The sequence below is a fragment of the Coprococcus aceti genome (genome assembly GCF_025567285.1).
Classification (GTDB): domain Bacteria; phylum Bacillota; class Clostridia; order Lachnospirales; family Lachnospiraceae; genus Coprococcus; species Coprococcus aceti.
In genome coordinates this window covers 148,096-166,483 of record NZ_JAOQJT010000006.1, presented here as the reverse complement: position 1 = coordinate 166,483, position 18,388 = coordinate 148,096, and the positions used below count along the sequence as shown (strand labels likewise).

At 43.1% G+C, this 18,388-nt stretch carries 20 protein-coding genes; 5 read left to right on the top strand and 15 right to left on the bottom strand.

Going from position 1 to position 18,388, the window contains the following annotated elements; genetic code table 11:
- Positions 1–259: 259 nt before the first annotated feature.
- Complete coding sequence (locus OCV54_RS09810) at positions 260–1,417, top strand: sensor histidine kinase (protein WP_015533204.1); 1,158 nt, start codon at positions 260–262, stop codon at positions 1,415–1,417.
- A 53-nt stretch (positions 1,418–1,470) separates the two neighbouring features.
- Positions 1,471–2,124, top strand: a complete 654-nt coding sequence (locus OCV54_RS09805) for a response regulator transcription factor (RefSeq protein ID WP_015533205.1) — start codon at positions 1,471–1,473, stop codon at positions 2,122–2,124.
- 115 nt (positions 2,125–2,239) lie between these two features.
- On the opposite strand, the gene OCV54_RS09800 is transcribed toward OCV54_RS09805, so the two are convergent.
- On the bottom strand, positions 2,240–2,854 hold the full coding sequence (locus tag OCV54_RS09800; RefSeq protein ID WP_055223787.1) for an SH3 domain-containing protein: 615 nt from the start codon (positions 2,852–2,854) through the stop codon (positions 2,240–2,242).
- 280 nt (positions 2,855–3,134) lie between these two features.
- Here OCV54_RS09800 and OCV54_RS09795 point away from each other — a divergent pair, with 280 nt between their 5' ends.
- Complete coding sequence (locus OCV54_RS09795) at positions 3,135–3,860, top strand: pseudouridine synthase (RefSeq protein WP_055223784.1); 726 nt, start codon at positions 3,135–3,137, stop codon at positions 3,858–3,860.
- 51 nt (positions 3,861–3,911) lie between these two features.
- On the opposite strand, the gene OCV54_RS09790 is transcribed toward OCV54_RS09795, so the two are convergent.
- The gene (locus tag OCV54_RS09790; RefSeq protein WP_055223783.1) at positions 3,912–5,024 is read right to left on the bottom strand and encodes an N-acetylmuramoyl-L-alanine amidase family protein; all 1,113 of its coding nucleotides are present in this window, start codon (positions 5,022–5,024) and stop codon (positions 3,912–3,914) included.
- 106 nt (positions 5,025–5,130) lie between these two features.
- Entirely contained in the window at positions 5,131–6,402 is a 1,272-nt protein-coding gene (locus tag OCV54_RS09785) for a M18 family aminopeptidase (protein WP_055223781.1), read from the bottom strand.
- A 274-nt stretch (positions 6,403–6,676) separates the two neighbouring features.
- Here OCV54_RS09785 and OCV54_RS09780 point away from each other — a divergent pair, with 274 nt between their 5' ends.
- Together OCV54_RS09780 and aroA are read left to right on the top strand one after the other, a co-directional pair.
- Entirely contained in the window at positions 6,677–7,771 is a 1,095-nt protein-coding gene (locus tag OCV54_RS09780; RefSeq protein ID WP_055223779.1) for a prephenate dehydrogenase, read from the top strand.
- Between the two features lie 41 nt (positions 7,772–7,812).
- Positions 7,813–9,090, top strand: a complete 1,278-nt coding sequence (gene aroA, locus OCV54_RS09775) for a 3-phosphoshikimate 1-carboxyvinyltransferase (protein ID WP_055223777.1) — start codon at positions 7,813–7,815, stop codon at positions 9,088–9,090.
- Between the two features lie 140 nt (positions 9,091–9,230).
- Here aroA and OCV54_RS09770 read toward each other — a convergent pair whose 3' ends face one another.
- The 12 genes from OCV54_RS09770 to OCV54_RS09715 all read right to left on the bottom strand — a co-directional run.
- A complete protein-coding gene (locus tag OCV54_RS09770) occupies positions 9,231–9,461 on the bottom strand; it encodes a hypothetical protein (RefSeq protein ID WP_070099121.1) in 231 nt (76 codons plus the stop codon).
- A gap of 103 nt (positions 9,462–9,564) precedes the next feature.
- The gene (locus tag OCV54_RS09765; protein WP_055223772.1) at positions 9,565–10,461 is read right to left on the bottom strand and encodes a hypothetical protein; all 897 of its coding nucleotides are present in this window, start codon (positions 10,459–10,461) and stop codon (positions 9,565–9,567) included.
- 2 nt (positions 10,462–10,463) lie between these two features.
- Positions 10,464–11,885 (bottom strand): hypothetical protein, encoded by a 1,422-nt coding sequence (locus OCV54_RS09760; RefSeq protein ID WP_055223770.1) that lies wholly within the window; start codon positions 11,883–11,885, stop codon positions 10,464–10,466.
- A 40-nt stretch (positions 11,886–11,925) separates the two neighbouring features.
- Positions 11,926–12,960: a GHKL domain-containing protein gene (locus OCV54_RS09755; protein ID WP_262563306.1), complete on the bottom strand. Its 1,035-nt coding sequence runs from the start codon at positions 12,958–12,960 to the stop codon at positions 11,926–11,928.
- Between the two features lie 260 nt (positions 12,961–13,220).
- Positions 13,221–13,946, bottom strand: a complete 726-nt coding sequence (locus OCV54_RS09750) for a LytR/AlgR family response regulator transcription factor (RefSeq protein WP_055223766.1) — start codon at positions 13,944–13,946, stop codon at positions 13,221–13,223.
- A gap of 237 nt (positions 13,947–14,183) precedes the next feature.
- A complete protein-coding gene (locus OCV54_RS09745) occupies positions 14,184–14,339 on the bottom strand; it encodes a hypothetical protein (RefSeq protein WP_004848591.1) in 156 nt (51 codons plus the stop codon).
- 88 nt (positions 14,340–14,427) lie between these two features.
- Entirely contained in the window at positions 14,428–14,904 is a 477-nt protein-coding gene (locus OCV54_RS09740; RefSeq protein ID WP_055223764.1) for an LURP-one-related/scramblase family protein, read from the bottom strand.
- A gap of 75 nt (positions 14,905–14,979) precedes the next feature.
- Positions 14,980–15,444, bottom strand: a complete 465-nt coding sequence (locus OCV54_RS09735) for a DUF2752 domain-containing protein (RefSeq protein WP_082431310.1) — start codon at positions 15,442–15,444, stop codon at positions 14,980–14,982.
- Positions 15,384–15,929: an alpha/beta hydrolase gene (locus OCV54_RS09730; RefSeq protein ID WP_055223760.1), complete on the bottom strand. Its 546-nt coding sequence runs from the start codon at positions 15,927–15,929 to the stop codon at positions 15,384–15,386. Before OCV54_RS09730 ends, OCV54_RS09735 begins: the two co-directional genes overlap by 61 nt.
- 100 nt (positions 15,930–16,029) lie before the next feature.
- On the bottom strand, positions 16,030–17,094 hold the full coding sequence (gene queA, locus OCV54_RS09725; RefSeq protein WP_055223842.1) for a tRNA preQ1(34) S-adenosylmethionine ribosyltransferase-isomerase QueA: 1,065 nt from the start codon (positions 17,092–17,094) through the stop codon (positions 16,030–16,032).
- A gap of 226 nt (positions 17,095–17,320) precedes the next feature.
- Positions 17,321–17,713, bottom strand: coding sequence for a hypothetical protein (locus OCV54_RS09720; RefSeq protein ID WP_055272543.1), 393 nt, complete (start codon positions 17,711–17,713; stop codon positions 17,321–17,323).
- A gap of 132 nt (positions 17,714–17,845) precedes the next feature.
- On the bottom strand, positions 17,846–18,388 hold a 543-nt coding region (locus OCV54_RS09715; protein WP_156327921.1), incomplete at its 5' end, for a DUF4368 domain-containing protein.

Genomic DNA, 18,388 nt, shown 5'->3' with positions numbered 1-18,388 from the left:
TCTTATGAGTGTCGTTCATAACATGATAGTCTGCACGCATCAGCATGCTACATTCTTTATTACATGCTCTCATTATATACACCCTTGATCTGTTTTCACAGTGAACAACGTCATCTTCACAATGTGACATTTGTCATATTTCTTTTTCCCTCATATTTATTTATAATAATTATTACACTAGGTTGCACACACTGCCCGGCACGGCTATTCAGACAGCACGATATATACTACAGCATTTTCTACATTATGGAGAATAATTATGAAACATCTCATCAACAAAGGACTCCTGCTGGTCTCAGCATTTGTCATGATATATGCGCATAATACTGCCACGGACACCCGGATCATCATCGCACTGCTCCTGTCGCTCATTGCCGGTGCGGTCTATCCGGCACTTGCCGGGATCTCCGCAGTGAACAGAGCCACCACGAAGGGCGCCGAGAACCACAGCAGAATATATCCATACATATGCGAGGCACTGGTATGCGCGTATCTTGTATCCGCATTCTGGCTACACCCAGTCTATATGTTCGTGTCCATAGTCAGCTACGACATGTACAGATACAGACAACGGCTGTCACCAGTCATACTTGTCCTGTTATCCATATACATGTGCGTCAACTATCCTCTGATGTCAGTTCTCCCGCAGATATGCCTCATCGCATTCTCATTTGCTATGAGCGTGTACTGCTGCCGGATAAATCTGCTGAGGGCTGAGCTTCTTGCCATGAGGGACAATACTGCAGAACACGACATGCTGGTTGCACAGAACACACGCCAGTTGCTGGAAAATCAGGACAACATGGTACTCACCGCCACCCTGTCAGAGCGAAACAGGATTGCCCGGGAGATTCATGACAATGTCGGTCATATGCTCACCAGATCCATACTTCAGACCGGTGCCATCAAAGTTATCAACAAAGACGAGCGTCTTGAGAAGCCCCTGGCACAGCTGCAATCTACGCTGGATACCGCAATGGACAGCATGAGAAAAAGTGTCCACGATCTACACGATGAATCCATAGACCTGCGCACTGCCCTAGATGATGTGATCAACAACGTCAGCGACATGGACATCTACATGGATTACGACATGTCAGATAAGCTTCCAAGAGAGATCAAATACTCATTCATCAACATAGTAAAGGAAGCCATTAACAATACGCTGAAGCACAGCAACGGCGACCATATGGATATCCGCGTGCGGGAACACCCGGCATTTTATCAACTGTATATAACAGACAATGGACAGAACATCCGCTCCGATCCATCCCCGGCACAAGGAAGCGCTTCTGGCGGTATGGGCTTAAATGGTATCCAGGAAAGAGTAAACAAACTTGGAGGCACAATGAAGATATCAACCGACGACGGATTTTCCATATTGATCAATATCATGAAAAGAGATTTTACAGACTGAATTCCAAACAGATATGCAAAATATCCTGATTATAAATAGGAGGAAACCGACAAATGAATGTAGTTATAATAGATGACGACCAACTGGTGGCACTGTCACTTCAGACCATACTCGAAGCCTGCGACGACATACAGGTATCCGCCACGGGAGGCAGTGGAGCTGATGCGATCAGACTGTACGAAGAATATCAACCGGATGTTCTACTCATGGACATCCGCATGGAGAACATAAATGGCCTTGAGGCTTCTGAGACTATCATGGCCTCTCACCCGGATGCCCGCATTCTTCTCCTGACAACATTTTCAGATGACGAATATATAATCAAAGCACTGAGTATCGGAGCAAAGGGATATATACTGAAGCAGAATTTTGAGAGCATCGCACCGGCAGTAAAAGCAGTATACAATGGACAGACTGTATTCGGGGATGAGATAGTTGGAAAACTCCCTGATCTTATTGGACATATGGACACTACCTCATCAGATGTCCAGCCATCGCCATTTGCCGGAATGGAATACGAACTCAGTTCCAAGGAAATGAATATTATCAGACTTGTTGCAGATGGTCTGAATAACAAAGAAATCGCATCAAGCCTGTATCTGAGCGAGGGTACAGTAAGAAACTATATCAGTTCCATCCTTGACAAGCTGCAGCTGAGAGACCGCACACAGCTGGCGTGCTTCTACTACAAAAAGCTAACCAATTGAGCAACAGTCAATACAACAATAAAAAAGCAAGCCGCACGCCATCCTTGAATGACATGCGGCTTGCTTTTTCTGTCTTACTGGGTCGTACCTGGGTGAGGGGTACTCATATACACTACTACTGAAGTGAGGCATCCACACTTACATATTCTGTTGAAATATATCCGATCGAGCCATCATATAACTGAACTCCTATCCAGCCCTCATCCTGTGATACAACGTCGAACATCTCTCCACTGTTCACTGTAGCTATGATATCTGATTCTGATGACTGCTCTGTATGGACATACACACCATCATATATCACTGATGCTGTTACGCCCGGAAGCACCTCTGAAGGGGTCTCTTCTGTTGTCGCTTCCTCTGTTGTCACTGCCTCGGTAGACGCTGAAGTCACAGACTGTATACTACCTGATGCATTGCTGGCAACTCTGGCCGTATCGTTGGCCGATACTGAACTTCCTGCAGGCACCACTGCGTCGATGGCAAGCTGCACACTGCTGTCTGCCATCATCACTGCCTGACTCTTGTTGATAGTCACACTATCATTCGCATATAATTCATCCGCAAGCGGGTCAGCCTTCTCTCCAAAACTTATGACAGCAAATACACAAAGAGCCATTACAACCACAAGTGCTGTCATCAAAATGTTATGTCTTAAATATTTATAACTGAGAACATTCCTTCTCATGTGATCTACAAATCTTCCAAACTTACTGCGTGATCTAGTCATTAATTTTTCCTCTTTTACCCTTAATCCAAGCTATTTTCTATGTAGTATTTCGTAATCTAATTTTTACAAAGTTACCGCATTTGTTACATTTCTGTTAAATATAATACACTACACATGTGCATGTGTCAACTGATTCTGACAAAAAAATACCAATTTCTAGTGGTTTTACACAACTGTTTGTAACGACATGTTGTGTTTTGTAACATTTAACTTTTCTGCTGAAAAAAGCGCATTTTCGTGGTATCATATGACATCATACAGTCAACAAAAGGAGTACATTATGAGACTTGATAAATTTCTAGTTGAAATGGGGATCGGCAGCCGCAGTCAGGTAAAGCAGTATGTGAAAAAAGGCACTGTCACCGTCAATGGTGCCCCGGTTAAATCCTCAGATGTAAAGATAGATGAGAACAACGATACTATAAAATATAATGGCAGGATTCTGAATTATTCCAGATACAGATATTTCCTCCTGAACAAACCTGCGGGGTGTGTAAGCGCCACCAAAGATAACGTGCATCAGACCGTTATCGATCTGCTAAAAGGAGAAAATACAAAAGACCTGTCACCCGTGGGACGGCTGGATATAGACACAGAAGGACTTCTACTTCTGACAAATGACGGAGCACTGACCCACCATCTTCTGTCTCCTGCACACCACATTTCCAAGACATATTACGCAGAGATTGACGGATATGTAACAGATGATACCATAAACATTTTCGCCACAGGTGTGGATATCGGAGATGAAAAACCTACACTGCCCGCAGATCTGCGCATATTATCTTCCGACAGCACCGCTGCCAGATCGGAGATCGAACTCATAATAACAGAGGGACGTTTTCACCAGGTCAAGCGAATGTTTGAGGCCGTCGGCATGAAAGTTACTTTTCTGCGAAGAATTGCAATGGGTGAGCTGAAGATAGACGAATCGCTTCCAACAGGTGCCTACAGAAGTCTCTCGGAAGAAGAGGTCAGTCTTCTCCGGTTCGATATGCCACAATAAAAATAGAGAACAGGAAATCCTGTTCTCTATTTTTATTTATGTTACTGACTTCTATTCTGTAATATATTTATCAAGGCCATCTGCTATTCCCTTGGCGATCTTGTTCTGATAATCGTCTGTTACAAGAAGTGCCTCCTCAGATGCTGTAGTCATATAGCCAACTTCCACTATGGTTACCGGAACTGTACTCCAGTTTATTCCGCTCATGGTATCCGTCTCCCATATTCCATCGCTCTTAGCTCCTGTGGAAGCCAGAAGTCCTGATAAAACATCCGTGGCAAGACTCTTGCACTGATCATAGATAGCTGAATTATATGGATTAGATGATGTCTGACATACTGTCATCACACCTGTCGCATTACCGTCTGTCGATCCATTTGTATGGATCTTTATAACTGCATCTGCCTTAAGGTTGTTCGCATATTCTGCTCTCGTCGCATTACTTATATCAACATCATTCGATGTTCTGATCATCTTAACTGTATAGCCTCTGGATGTGAGCTCTGCCTCAAGCTTCTGTGCGATCTGAAGATTCAGCTCATATTCCTTTATTCCTGTTGATACACCTGTGTTGCCAACGGTTGCCTTTACTTTTGTCTCTGTAGCAGCAGGGCCTATCGGCTCGGTCTCTTCATTTGCATTCTGCTGATGTCCGGCATCTATAACTATCATCTTGCCCTCACCAACATTGGATGTAGTTCCCTGTTCTGTGGATGCAGCCGATGAATTCTCTGTTGTCGCCTCAGTCGATGCATCAGACTTATCTCCTCCGCCTACGACCTCAAGGAGCTCTGAGAATATATAGTATTCCCCACCATCTATAGATACCTTGCTCCACTCATCGTTATAACCGATTCTGTCCAGCTCAACATCATTTGCAACTTCCTGATATATCTCTCCATCAGTTGATGGGCTCGTTCTGACATTCACATAGTCAAGAGTCTTTACTTTGTCATTACATATTGTAAAGCCATCCTTGTCCTTCTCCGGCTGTGCCTCAGTTGTTGCTTCCGTAGTCGCCACCGTCACTGCCTCTGTGGTCGCCTCTGTCTCCGTCGGATTGGCTGTGGTAGCATCGTCACCTTTGCTTCCGCATCCGGCAAATGCCAGCATAGAGGCAAGTCCAAAGCAGAGCACTGCATATTTTAAATGTTTCTTCTTCATGAGTATCCTCCGTAAGTGATTATTGAAGTTAAAAATACATCATCTTATTGTAACACAATCGTAATAACTGCACAAGTAAATTGCTCAAATACCTGATTTCACCATACTACATTTCAAATACTGCACCGCAAATCTTCTCAAGTTGTGCATAATCCTCCGCACTTCCAAGCTCCACCGCTGAATGCATAGCCAGTATCGGTATTCCCATGTCTACAGCTCTGACTGGCAGATAAGATGAAGCTATAGGACCTAAAGTCTGTCCTCCTGCCATACCCGACCTGTTCACCTGACGCTGTATCTTTATCTCCTGATTTCTTGAAAGAGCCATGATGACCGCAGATGCCTCACTGTCTGACACGTATCTCTGACTTGCACTTGATTTGAGCGCCACTCCGCGTCCCATGACAATCTGATTTGTCGGATCACTCTTCTCTGAATAATTCGGATGGGTTGCGTGCGCCACATCAAGTGACAGCATGAATGCATCTCTCATAAGGCGTCTTCCTGCTCCAGCCTCAATGTCCAATCCAGCCATGATACGCTTTATTATCTCCGACAGAAGCACCGAATCTGCTCCCTGCTTTGATCTGCTGCCTATCTCCTCATTGTCAAACAATGCTATAACATTTGTATTATTGCCATTTGTCTCTCTGCACATGGTGTCAACAAGCGCTGACACGGAAGTTACATTGTCAAGTCTCGGAGAAGCTATCATATCCTTATCTGCCCCAACTATCTCCATTCCATCCATGTTATACAGGTATAGATCATAATCAAGAATATCGTTCTTCAAAAGCCCAAGGTCATCTGCCACATACTGTAATATATCTTTGTCTTTCACCTTCTGACCATCCAGACCATATACAGGTATGAGCTCCTTCTGCACATTCATTTTCTCCCCGGGTGCATCCTTTCTCAGATGCGGTGCAAGGCTTGGCACTATGCACATGGCACGCTCTGAATCATACAGATACGTCTTCGGCCTGAACGGATCCGTGGTCTGCGCCATGACCTTGCCCGCGATTCCAAGCGGTCTGTCAAACCATGTCTCCTTGATAAGTCCGCCGTACGGCTCTACATTCAGTGTCTGGTAGCCGCTTCTGTTCATATCCGGCTGAGTCTTGATCTTGAGCATAGGAAAATCTGTATGTGCAAGGCCGATATTCAGCCTGCCATACTCAGGCATCTCCCCTGCGGCAAACGCCACCATCATAGATGAGTATGGCTTCACATAATATCTTCCTCCGGCCGTGAGCTCCCAGCGTTCTCCCATATCAAGCTCCATGTAACCGTGATCCTGCAGCATGGCTTCACATTCCTTCACTACATGAAACTGTGTGACACCGGCGTCAAGTAGTCTGCAAAGTGTATCTATCATAATAAATTATCCTCCTTATAATGGTCGGTCGACAAACGCACACATCAGTATACTTTCTTATGTGCATCGTCTGCGTTCTCCACAAAGATTTTAGTACAAATCTTCAGCTTATACAATTCCCTTACTTCTTATTTTAGCTTAATATCCACATCTGATATTCAAGTTTTTTTATCGCAATGTGAATCTTCTCTTGCCCTGTCATTCAAAAGGCTGTATAATCGCCAATAGATACTTTAACGCTTTTATGCGTCAAACTGTTAAAGGAGAACGTAAAATGAATGATTTTTCAATAGGATTTATCGGTCTGGGACTTATCGGAGGATCTATTGCCAAATCCATCCACCGCATTTTCCCTGATTACAGAATAGTCGGTTTTGACAATAATCTATCTACACTCAAGGAAGCTGTCTCCGATGGGACACTGACTGAATATACAGATGATATCCATACCATAGCAGAATGCAACTATATCTTTCTGTGCGCACCGGTCCACTATAATATAGAATACCTGCGCCAGCTCAAGCCATTTCTTACAGACAGCACCATACTGACTGATGTCGGAAGCGTAAAGCTCGACATATACGAAGCAGTCCAGGAGCTTGGGCTTGCCAGGTATTTTGTCGGCGGACACCCTATGGTCGGCTCTGAGAGATCTGGCTACGAGGCGGCCACCGACAGGCTCATAGAGAATGCCTATTACTTCATCACACCTGCAGACGGAGTTCTGCCGGGCAAGACTGAGGAGTTCTCCACATTTATCGGAGATCTTGGAGCGATACCGATCACATACTCACCTGTTGAGCACGACCGTATAACCTCTTACATAAGTCATGTGCCCCACGTCATAGCCGCCTCACTGGTCAACCTTGTCGCAGCGGCAGACAGCCCGGACAATATTTTCAAATCACTGGCAGCCGGAGGCTTCAAAGATATAACCAGAATCGCATCCTCCAATCCAGTGGTATGGGAGCACATTCTTCTGGCAAATCCTGACAATATCGTACACGGGCTTCAGGAATATGTTGAGCTTATAGACAAAATGATTTATCATATTAAACAGCGCGATGCGGCTGGGATAAATGCTTTTTTTGCATCCGCCAGAGATTACAGGGATTCCATCCCTAACAACAGCAGCGGTGTCATAAGAATGCACCATGAACTGTTCGTAGATATCCCTGACGAGGCTGGTGCGCTGGCAAAGGTGGCAGCTTTTATCGCAGAGGCAAAGATAAGCCTCAAGAACATCGGAGTCTCCCACAACCGGGAGGATGAGGAAGGGGTTCTCAGACTCTCATTCTACGATGCTGATTCAAGACGGAATGCGCAGGATGTGCTGAAGGCCGCAGGCTATAAGATTTATAACCGATAGGTAAAACATATTACACTAGAATAAAGGAATACTGAGAATTTATGAAGATCAACAGAGTAAAATCACTTAACGGAGAGATAACAATACCGGGGGACAAATCCATCTCCCACCGCTCCATCATGTTCGGCTCAATCGCAGATGGAATAACCGAGGTACACGGATTTTTAAATGGAGCAGACTGTATATCATCCATGAACTGTTTCAGGCAGATGGGTATAGATATTGATTACGACGGCTGTGTCGTTACTGTACACGGCAAAGGACTGCATGGACTGTCAAAGCCTGAAGGCACACTCGATGTCGGCAACAGCGGAACAACCACCAGACTTATATCAGGTATACTTGCCGCTCAGCCATTTGCAAGCAGGCTTATAGGTGATGCTTCTATATGTAAGCGCCCTATGAAGAGAATCATGACGCCTCTCTCCATGATGGGTGCCGACATCACATCCGAACTCGGAAATGACTGTGCACCGCTCCTTATAAACGGAAAGGAACTCCATGGAATACACTACAACTCACCTGTCGCGTCAGCACAGGTAAAGTCATGTGTACTCCTTGCCGGACTCTATGCAGACGGCGAGACAAGTGTCACCGAGCCATATGTGTCAAGAAACCACACTGAACTCATGCTTGAGTCATTTGGCGGCAATATAAAAACAGAGGGAACTACGGCTACCGTAAAGCCTGTGGATAAGCTTGTTGGACAGAAGATACTTGTACCTGGAGATATATCATCAGCTGCTTACTTCCTTGTTGCAGGACTTATCACTCCGAACTCATGCATCACCATCAAGAATGTTGGAATCAACCCGACCAGAGACGGAATACTTGAAGTAATCAAGGCAATGGGCGGCGATATGGAATACTCCAATGTAGTGAGCGGATGCGGTGAGCCAACCGCTGACATAACAGTCAGGACATCAAGTCTCAAGGGCTGTGTCATTGAGGGTTCCATCATACCAAAGCTCATTGACGAGATCCCTGCCATCGCAGTTCTCGCATGCTTTGCAGACGGTGAGACCATCATCAGGGATGCCCAGGAGCTCAAGGTCAAGGAATCAAACAGAATAGATGTCATGGTAAACGCTCTCTCATCCATGGGCGCAGACATAACTGCAACCGATGACGGAATGATCATACGCGGTGGAAAGCCTCTTCACGGTGCAGTGATTGACAGTCACTTGGACCACAGAATCGCCATGAGCTTTGCCATCGCAGGACTTAACGCTGATGGCGATACAGAGATCACCGGAGCCGAGTGCGTGAACATCTCATATCCGGGATTTTATGATGATCTGGGTGGGCTGGAACGTTAAATTTTTCATCAATAGTAAAGGCGTCACTGCTGTTTATGATGCTTCGCATCCTACGATAACAGTGACGCCTTTATTTCACCCAGTGCTCTTGACTTTTACCAGAACCATTTGGACCAGCAAATACAAGAACCATCGGTTTTCTATTTTGCATATTTTATATCTCCATTTGCATATTCAATATATGCTTTTTTATTCTCTTTATCATATCCCGCTATTGGTTTTTTACATACTCTGGCTTTATTTATTGCAGCTTTAACCGCCTCAACAGCTCTGGCATCCATCTCCCGATCAGACAACGTTAACGTTTTACTTTCTTCTTCTCTTGATACTACATTTATTATCTTCCCACTTTTCGTGTTCACTGTTGTCATACAATCACCGCCTTTATACTTTTTATTATATATATAATTCATGATTTAAATAGTCTTATTTTATAATTCATTTTACCACAGTTCATGGACTATTCACAACAGCTTACTCCGTTGCCCTCTCAAACTCATCAGTTCCAGTATCTTCCCAGTTTGTCTTTCCACTGCTTATCACTTCTCCACTGGAAAATACATATGCATAGATATCTTCTATTTCGGCGCTGCCATAATCATATGTTCCATCACCGCCTTTTTCAGTACGATACCTTACATACAGACCGCACTTCTCATTTTCTGACTTGCCATCATATACAATGTATTCCACTGTAGTATCACTTTCAGACAATATACATCTTGATGATGACTCCGAGGCGCCGTAATATACTTCGAATTTTCCAGCTGTGGCATCTGAATATTTCTCAAAGATCGCCTGATACCCGACTGTAATTTCCTTATTTTCTGGCTGATCATTTACATCAGGATCAACAGAGGAATCAGTGGAGCTCTCTGCATTCTCCCTGCTGTCACCCGAAGCTTTTTCCGTTATCGCAGAGTCTTGTTCGCTGTCTTTTTCTATATCCGTATCTTCTCTTCTATATCTGGTCGTGAGACGTCTACTGCTGGTCTGCCCATTAAAACGCATGGTCACAAGCTCGTCACGCTGTTCAGAGCCAGACACTACCACCTCCACACGATCAATATACCATGTCGTCTTTAGATCGCTTTCGTCAAATCTTGCACCATCATTTGCCACTTCAAATGACCTATATGCAACCGTCTTCTCTTTGCCCTTCAGCACCAGTCTTCCATGGGCAGCTCCAAATGGAAAATCCGGGTCGCCAACAGAATAGATCACAAGCTCATAATCACCATCTGGAGACGTTAACACACTTATCTGCTCAGCTTCGTAACGCGTCTTATATCTAACATAACCTAATGGCAGCAACACCACCATTACCAATATGCCTACTATAATCACAACATACTTTGATATCTTGTTCATGACTATTTCCTGCCTGTCTCCTCATACATTCCCATCTTTTTCATGTTATCCACTATATCTATGTAGTTTCCATCTATCGCATTTATATATACCCTCTGCAAGGGCATATCGCATCGGTAGTCTTCATTATATTCATTCTGAGAAAATATCCATGTCGGAACAAAATACTTATTTCCCGACTCATCAGCACATGGTACATAGGCAAGTTCCACATCATTAAATTCCACCGTTCCATAATTTGTCGGGTGATCCTTATAATATTTGGCTATACTCTCGCCCGCAGCTTTAATCATCTCATCCCAGCTTAAAAGCTTGACCTCCTCTTTATCAAACGTATCCTCATCGGCATATACATACACTGTAGATGAGACAACCCCAAACTTATCAACACTTATTACCGCCTTGTCAACTCCACCTTTATAGGTAAGGTTATCGGTATCAATACTATCCACGGTATCGATATCTGTTGAGTATACCACGTCTATGCCATCTATCTTCCGTCCGAACTGAAATCTGTATCCATCCGGCTTTTTACAGATATCTTCACCATATGAACCTCCAGTCCAGGCTCTTACCGCCTCCTCTGTCTCTGTACATGCAAAGCCGCTTATCCCCAGATTGTCTAGTAACTTCATTGCAGAACCGAGTCCTTCATCTTCTGTGATCGGATTCTTCTCGTCCCCATCATATGTGTCTTCACCGACAACATTGATCTCATACGTACTTTCAGTTCCAGGAACCTCTGATACAAGAGCCTTATCCTCACCCTCTGGTGTCATATCGTATGTAAAATAGCTATTGTTGTATCCATCTCCATCTTCAGCATCAGATGCAGCCATAAATATTCTCTGTATCCCATCTTTTTCCGCAACATAATGCTCGTTAAGCTTATATTCTGTAGCTAATGGCAGCTCGTCAGACATATTCTTCCTTTCTTCTTCGTATTTTACCAGTTCCACCTCCAAAAGTTCGGCATAACCAGGATCACCATTCGCCAAGGCTTTCTCTATTTCTGACTTATACATTTCTATCGTGTTGTCCAGTATCTCCTTTGAATCAGCAGCGTCAGCACTTTGCCACCTTACCTCTGATGTCTCGTCAAAAAGCTTTGATATTATAGTTTTAAGCTCATCGCCTGAACATGGCGCATTTACCGCATCAAATCCGACCTTATATACTTTGCCAGCGTCAGGGATCTCTATATCATCATCCTTCAAGGTTATGGATGAGAGTTTCGATTCTCCTGTGTCAAAAGTTACGTCACAGCTATCCGGAACATCAAGCTGACCACTAATTCCACCGGCATCAGCTGCATCATCACTGCCACCATTCATTCCATAATCAACTTTTTTATTTCCACACGCAGCAAGACTTAATGCCATAACAGAAATAAGTGCTGCACACATTATTTTTTTCTTGTCCATAGTACACCTCCGTTTTATTTTACATAAACATCAAACTGTTTTACATAGTAGCATTTGACAGATATATGACCGTATGGAATCTTTGATCATCCTCTGAATAATATGCATCAACACTGCCACCATACTTTTCTGCGACCTTTTTCATACTCTTTATTCCAAATCCATGGAATTTTTGATCCGGCTTACCGGACTTTTGTGAATCATATCTGTGCGTACAATCATTTGTCATTGCTATGATCGTTCCACCATCGTTCCCCTGTGAATTCATTCTAAGTTCCACACTGGCACTGCCTATTTCACTCATTGCCTCACTGGCATTGTCCAGCATATTACACAGAAGGACAGTTAAGTCATCTACCTGCATGTAATCCATACGTGCCCTTCTCACATCAAAATCATAATGAATCCCCGCATCAATGAACCTGCTGGCATATCTATTAAGAATAACATTTACCATATGATCATCCGAAAACCTTATAGTCTCTTTCAACTCGCTGGATTCATATATCCTTTCAGTATATTCAACTGCCTTATCGTAATCATGATGTTCGAGCAAATCATGTATCCCGCTGATATGCTTTTTTATGTCATGTATCATTATTTTCTGCTCTTCGTCCTGACTGATAATTTTTTTATAATACTCAACGTCATATTTTTCTCTCTGGATCTGCAATGTCTTATCCAGATTCTCCTTGTAGGCACTCTGCAGATATCCGTAGATCACAAATGAAATAATAATTATCACCAGACAGATTATTGAACAATACAACACTATGGATTCCTGCATTTTGCTGATGTCAGAAAAGTAACACATGTAATTGAGCAGACACACAACAACTATCACACACACTGGTATGACAAGAATTACCCACCCCTGTGCTCCCATATGTACATCCACCCTGTGTCTCATCCCGTATCGGCTGATTGCAAACATCACAAGGAAATACACAAACTTACTTAACATTGCAAAAAATAATACCGTCAAAACACCACCAGATGGATCCCATGCTTTTTGACTGATTCCAGAAAATACCGCCACAACCACCATCTCTGACAATGTCATAATTACTGACATTGCCACACTGTGAAAAACTGAGCTTAAAGTTTTTTGTCCATATACAAATTTTATTATTATCCAGTTGAATACTGGAAATGAAATAAAATTAAATATCAATATATTTAGTTCAAACAAACCAAATAAAACAACATAACACGCCAACACCAAAACAAATCTCTTTATCACCGTATATCTTGGTTTTACAAACATCCACTCGAAGTATTGAAATGCTATCAACGCTTCTATCAGAAAAACGATTCCATAAATCATAGCCATTGTCATGTCCTTGCCCCCTCCAAATACATCATAAATGCATGCTTAAAATTTTGATAATTGCGTTTCGTTAGATAGGCTGTTACCCCAGTATCCAGATACACCAATGAATGATCAAACCTTACTACATGTTCCATATTCACAATAAAACTTCTGTGTGTTCTAAAAAATCCCCTTGTATCCAATGTCTTCTCCCAGTAATCCATCTTTCTCACAGAGATGTATTTTCCCTCACTGGTGTTCACAAATAGCGTATGTCCCTGTGCCTCCAGGTAAATAATCTCCGGAGCTCTGAGGATTATATTTTCATTCTTTGTCTCAATCAATATCTTAGTATTTGATGTTGTGTATATCTTAAGTCCATCCTGTATATTTCGGTATATACGGGATTTGTCAAGCGGCTTTGAAATATACCTGAACACCCTCAAGCTCATAGCAGCATCAAGATAGCTGTCGTATGCCGTTATTATATATATCAGACACTCCTCATTCTGCGCCAATAGCCGTCTGCCTATATTTATCCCATTCATTCCCGGAATTACTATATCCAAGAATACAAAATCATATTTCACTTCGCTTTTTATCAGATCCTCGCCATTGTCAAACTCATATATGTTGGGTTCTTCCAAATGATTGGAAACAAAATATTCCTTTATCCATTCACTCAGCTGTTCAGTTACAAATATATCATCATCGCATACCGCTATATTAAGCTTACTTCTTTGGTCCATATACTCACCCCATTATGTAAAACATTTGAATATTATACACTTTGTTATATTACCTCTTCAATGCTGAATGCACGAAACGACATGATTGTGCCGATTTTGGACAAAAAAGGCTTTCCGGTTACAAATAACCCGAAAAGCCTTTTTGTAAACATATTCAATTACAGATTCCAAGGATGATCCAGAGCTCTGCTATCATACATCCGACTAAACATAAAAGGGATAATTTCTAAATGCTTTCTAAACGATCTTATTAATCAAAAATGTGACATACTCTTCTGCATCTCCACATTCAAAAAAATACTGTGAAATATCTCCTAATTCTACTGAGGTAACTGGAAATATCGACACATTATCCAAAATACTTTCAAATTCTTCTGTTGTCAAATAACTCATTTATTTTCAATCCGCTTTCTTGCCTTAAGCATCTTTTTCTTCTTATCAATGGATTCTGATGAAGGAGTTCTTAATACCTGTTTAAAAATTAATTATTATTCTGCGAACAATTGGCCGCATCAATGGCGATCACCAGCATAAGTGCCATGATCTCATCACCCGGATCTGAGATATCAAGTGTGTATGTATCTCCCCAGCTGAGAAGCTGCTTTGCTATATTTGCCACCAGCCTGCTTCCAGCTGTGACACTGTAATTCCACGAAAGGAAATCTCCATCACACTGCCATCCTCCATACTCAATACTGTACGATGGCTTGAAGAATGTAAATTCCTTCCTGATACTTCCACACGGTCTGCCACCCACACTGATGTCAAATGTAGGCAGGAACGCGAATAATCTCTGACTGATAAGACCTATCTCATTTCCCGCAATGTCATATACGTGAACCTGATGCGTCAGCCGAAACGCCTCCGACTTCACAAAATACTTTTTGTTTCCCCATTCATCATATATATCGTAGGTATCTGTCCAGGCAAATACCCGTTGTTTTATCATAAGTCTCATAAAATCCACTCCTTATATCATATGTCATCGTGCATAAGCGCGATGACACGCACACGCCTACTCAACTTGCGCTCATTATATGACATATCCCGGCACCACCAGCTTCACCACGTAAGACACCACAAATATCCCAAGCCACACATACACATACCACAACCGGAATCTCACAAGCGGTGTCCTGCCATTCGTGGCAAGCCTGATCGTATTGCCCACCAAATATATGATGCAGATGCACGCCAGATACACAGTCGCCACATGGTAATACATAGCCGTCAGAATATGTCCGTGGAGCATGGCAAGTACAGCCCTTGTCGTACCGCATGCGGGACATATCACCCCTGTAAACCGGCGTATCTGACACCCCTCAAGCCAGCTTGTATCCGGAAGTACACGAAGGAGCAGTATATATACCGCCGTGCCGATAAGCAGTGTTATGAGCACTGCTATCCCCGCAATATATAACTGCCCCTCTGTATGTCCTAGAAGTTCAAATAATCTATATATTTTTCCGCTATATCTTTCTGCGTTTTTATGTTCCATAGAATATCCTTTGTCTCTATTGAGTGATTGCCACCCTCATATCTGTAGAGTGGTATATGTCTTTCCTCGCAAAGTTTGGTTATCTCACCCGTATTCACTAGTGGATCCGCCGTTCCGTGAAAAGCTATGCCATTTGAATTGGCATATTGCATGGTAATCTCAAGTGGTGTGAAATATATATTTCTTACTTTAAGTCCTTTCTCCGCCACATATCTTGCAGATATAGCCGTACCTATACTCTTTGATAGAAATACTATATCCTCAGCATCCGAGAAATCCACATTCTTCAGACAATCTACCGCTTTATTCCAGCCATCATCAAATACCTTCTGTATCTCCTCCGGGAGATGTCCCGAAAGCTTGCCATATGTCACATCAACAATATCATATCCATGTGCCATCATATATTTTTTACTGTAGTAAAGTAACGGTTTATCAGTGTGATATCCGATTCCCGGGAATACCACGCATATCTTCTTTCCCATATATCTGTCTCCTCTCCGGATATAAGTCCCATCCAGAGTACATAAATTATCAGCACCCCTATTACATCATGCCTTTATTCTAATCGTCCTGATTCTTCTGCTATTTTATCAGCATAGCATCGCCAAATGAGAAGAATCTGTACTTCTCCTCAACCGCCACCTTGTACGCCTCAAGTATATGCTCTCTGTCGTACAGCGCAGAAACAAGCATAAGAAGCGTTGACTCAGGCAGATGGAAATTCGTGATGAGTGCGTCAATAACCTTGAACTTGTATCCCGGATAAATGAAAATATCCGTCCATTTGCTGCCTGCATGAACTGTTCCATCGTCGTCCGACATGGACTCAAGAGTTCTGGTACTTGTCGTTCCTACGGACACAACTCTTCCGCCTGCAGCCTTTGTCTCGTTGATCATATCAGCTGCATCCTGCTCTATGATACAGAACTCAGAATGCATGTGGTGATCTAGTATGTTCTCTTCCTTCACTGGTCTGAACGTTCCAAGTCCGACGTGAAGTGTCACATGCGCTATCTTGATTCCCTTCGCTTTGATCTGGTCAAGCAGCTCTGTTGTAAAGTGAAGTCCTGCAGTCGGTGCTGCCGCAGAACCGTCATGCTCTGCATAAACTGTCTGATATCTGTTCTTGTCCTCAAGCTTATGTGTGATATATGGAGGGAGTGGCATCTGTCCCAGCTCGTCAAGGATCTCCTCGAATATTCCATCGAACTCAAATCTGATGAGTCTGTTGCCCTCCTCAACTATATCGACGACCTCACCAACAAGTTTGCCCTTTATAAGTCCTGTCTCAGGGTCAGGTTCATTTGACTCTGAACCAAATACTATACGAGCACCCACCTTACACTTTTTGCCCGGTTTTACCAGAGTCTCCCATGTACAGTCGTCCTTTCTCTTCAGAAGAAGAACCTCTATGGATGCTCCCGTATCCTCCTTGACGCCCATAAGTCTCGCCGGAAGAACCCTTGTATCGTTGATGACCAGACAGTCTCCCGGATTCAGGTAGTCTATCACATCATAAAAGTGCTTGTGCTCTATCGTATTATCTTTTCTGTCCAGGACCATGAGACGTGACTCACTTCTCTTGAGGAGTGGGTCCTGTGCTATAAGTTCCTGTGGCAGATCATAGTAAAAGTCTGTTAATTTCATCATATCGTAATTCCTCGCATCTTCTAATCTATCATGTTCTGAGAAACACAAAACGTGTTTTCAAATTTATACAGCCGCTTTGCTTCTTGTGTGATCATATTCTCTGATACCTTGTCCGCACAAAAATAACTGTCTGGCATCAGATACAATATATCCGTTGCCAAACAGTTACATATTATACTACTATCACAAATATTTCAAGGACAGCAAACAACGCTTTCCATCTCTATTTTTTTCTGTAAAATAAAATTACCAGCCCCACTCCATTCAATACAATGCCTACAACCAACGCTCCAATTCCAATCCCTCTCCACATACATGCGTTCATCAGATATATTCCACCTATCATAAACATCACACCTATCATGATAGGTATAAATCCTGCCACCCTGAGCTTCGGCGTGTTCTCATCAGGCTTTCTCGTTGCAAGAAAACACGCAAGGGCAATCCCCATGAATACCCACGGAAGCGCCGCCGCAAGAAAATCCAACACCGCATTTCCCGTCATGATACTTGCAAATATGACAACGACAGCCACTATGATAGCCACTATGCCCACAGCGATAAGCCTACTGTTGGACCTTACGATATTTGTGTCCTTCTCTATCTTTTTCATCATATCCTGATCTCCTTTCAACAGTTCATCCAGACTGATATGATAGAGATCACTCATTTTGATCACGCTGGCAATATCTGGCATGGTCTTTCCCGTTTCCCTTAATTAAAGATATTATTGGGTAAAAAAGAAAGGTCAGTCAATTTTGCCGATGAAGCGGTAGTAGATTTCTACTTCCTGCTCACGGCTTCCGTCCTCGCCCTTGACAGCTTCGTGGACGGTTATTTTTTCAATTAGAGTGTTCAGAAGTTCTGCGGTCAGCTCCACAGGGTTGACATACTGTTTCATTAGGGCAATCCACTTTTCAGCATCCGCTGCGGTCTGTACGGCGGCTTCCATCGTTTCGTGAAGCTGTCTTATTTTTGTTTCAAGCTCCTTTTGCTCGTTCTGGTACTTCTCGGACAGCATATTGAAGTTATACTCGGTTATGCGTCCGGCAGACCAGTCCTCATACATTTTAGCAAACAGCCCGTCAACCTCGGCTTTACGCTTCTCTGCCTTTTTCAGCTCCGCAGCCTGCTTTTTCTTCGCAGAGTTTCTTTCCCTGTCGCTGGCATTGAGCAGGCGTTTCAGCAGCTTGTCCTCGTCTTTCTGTGCCAGCATAGACCAGTATTGCAGTCTTACAAGCACATAGGCATACAGTACATCATAGCGGATATAGTGCATGGAACACTGGCG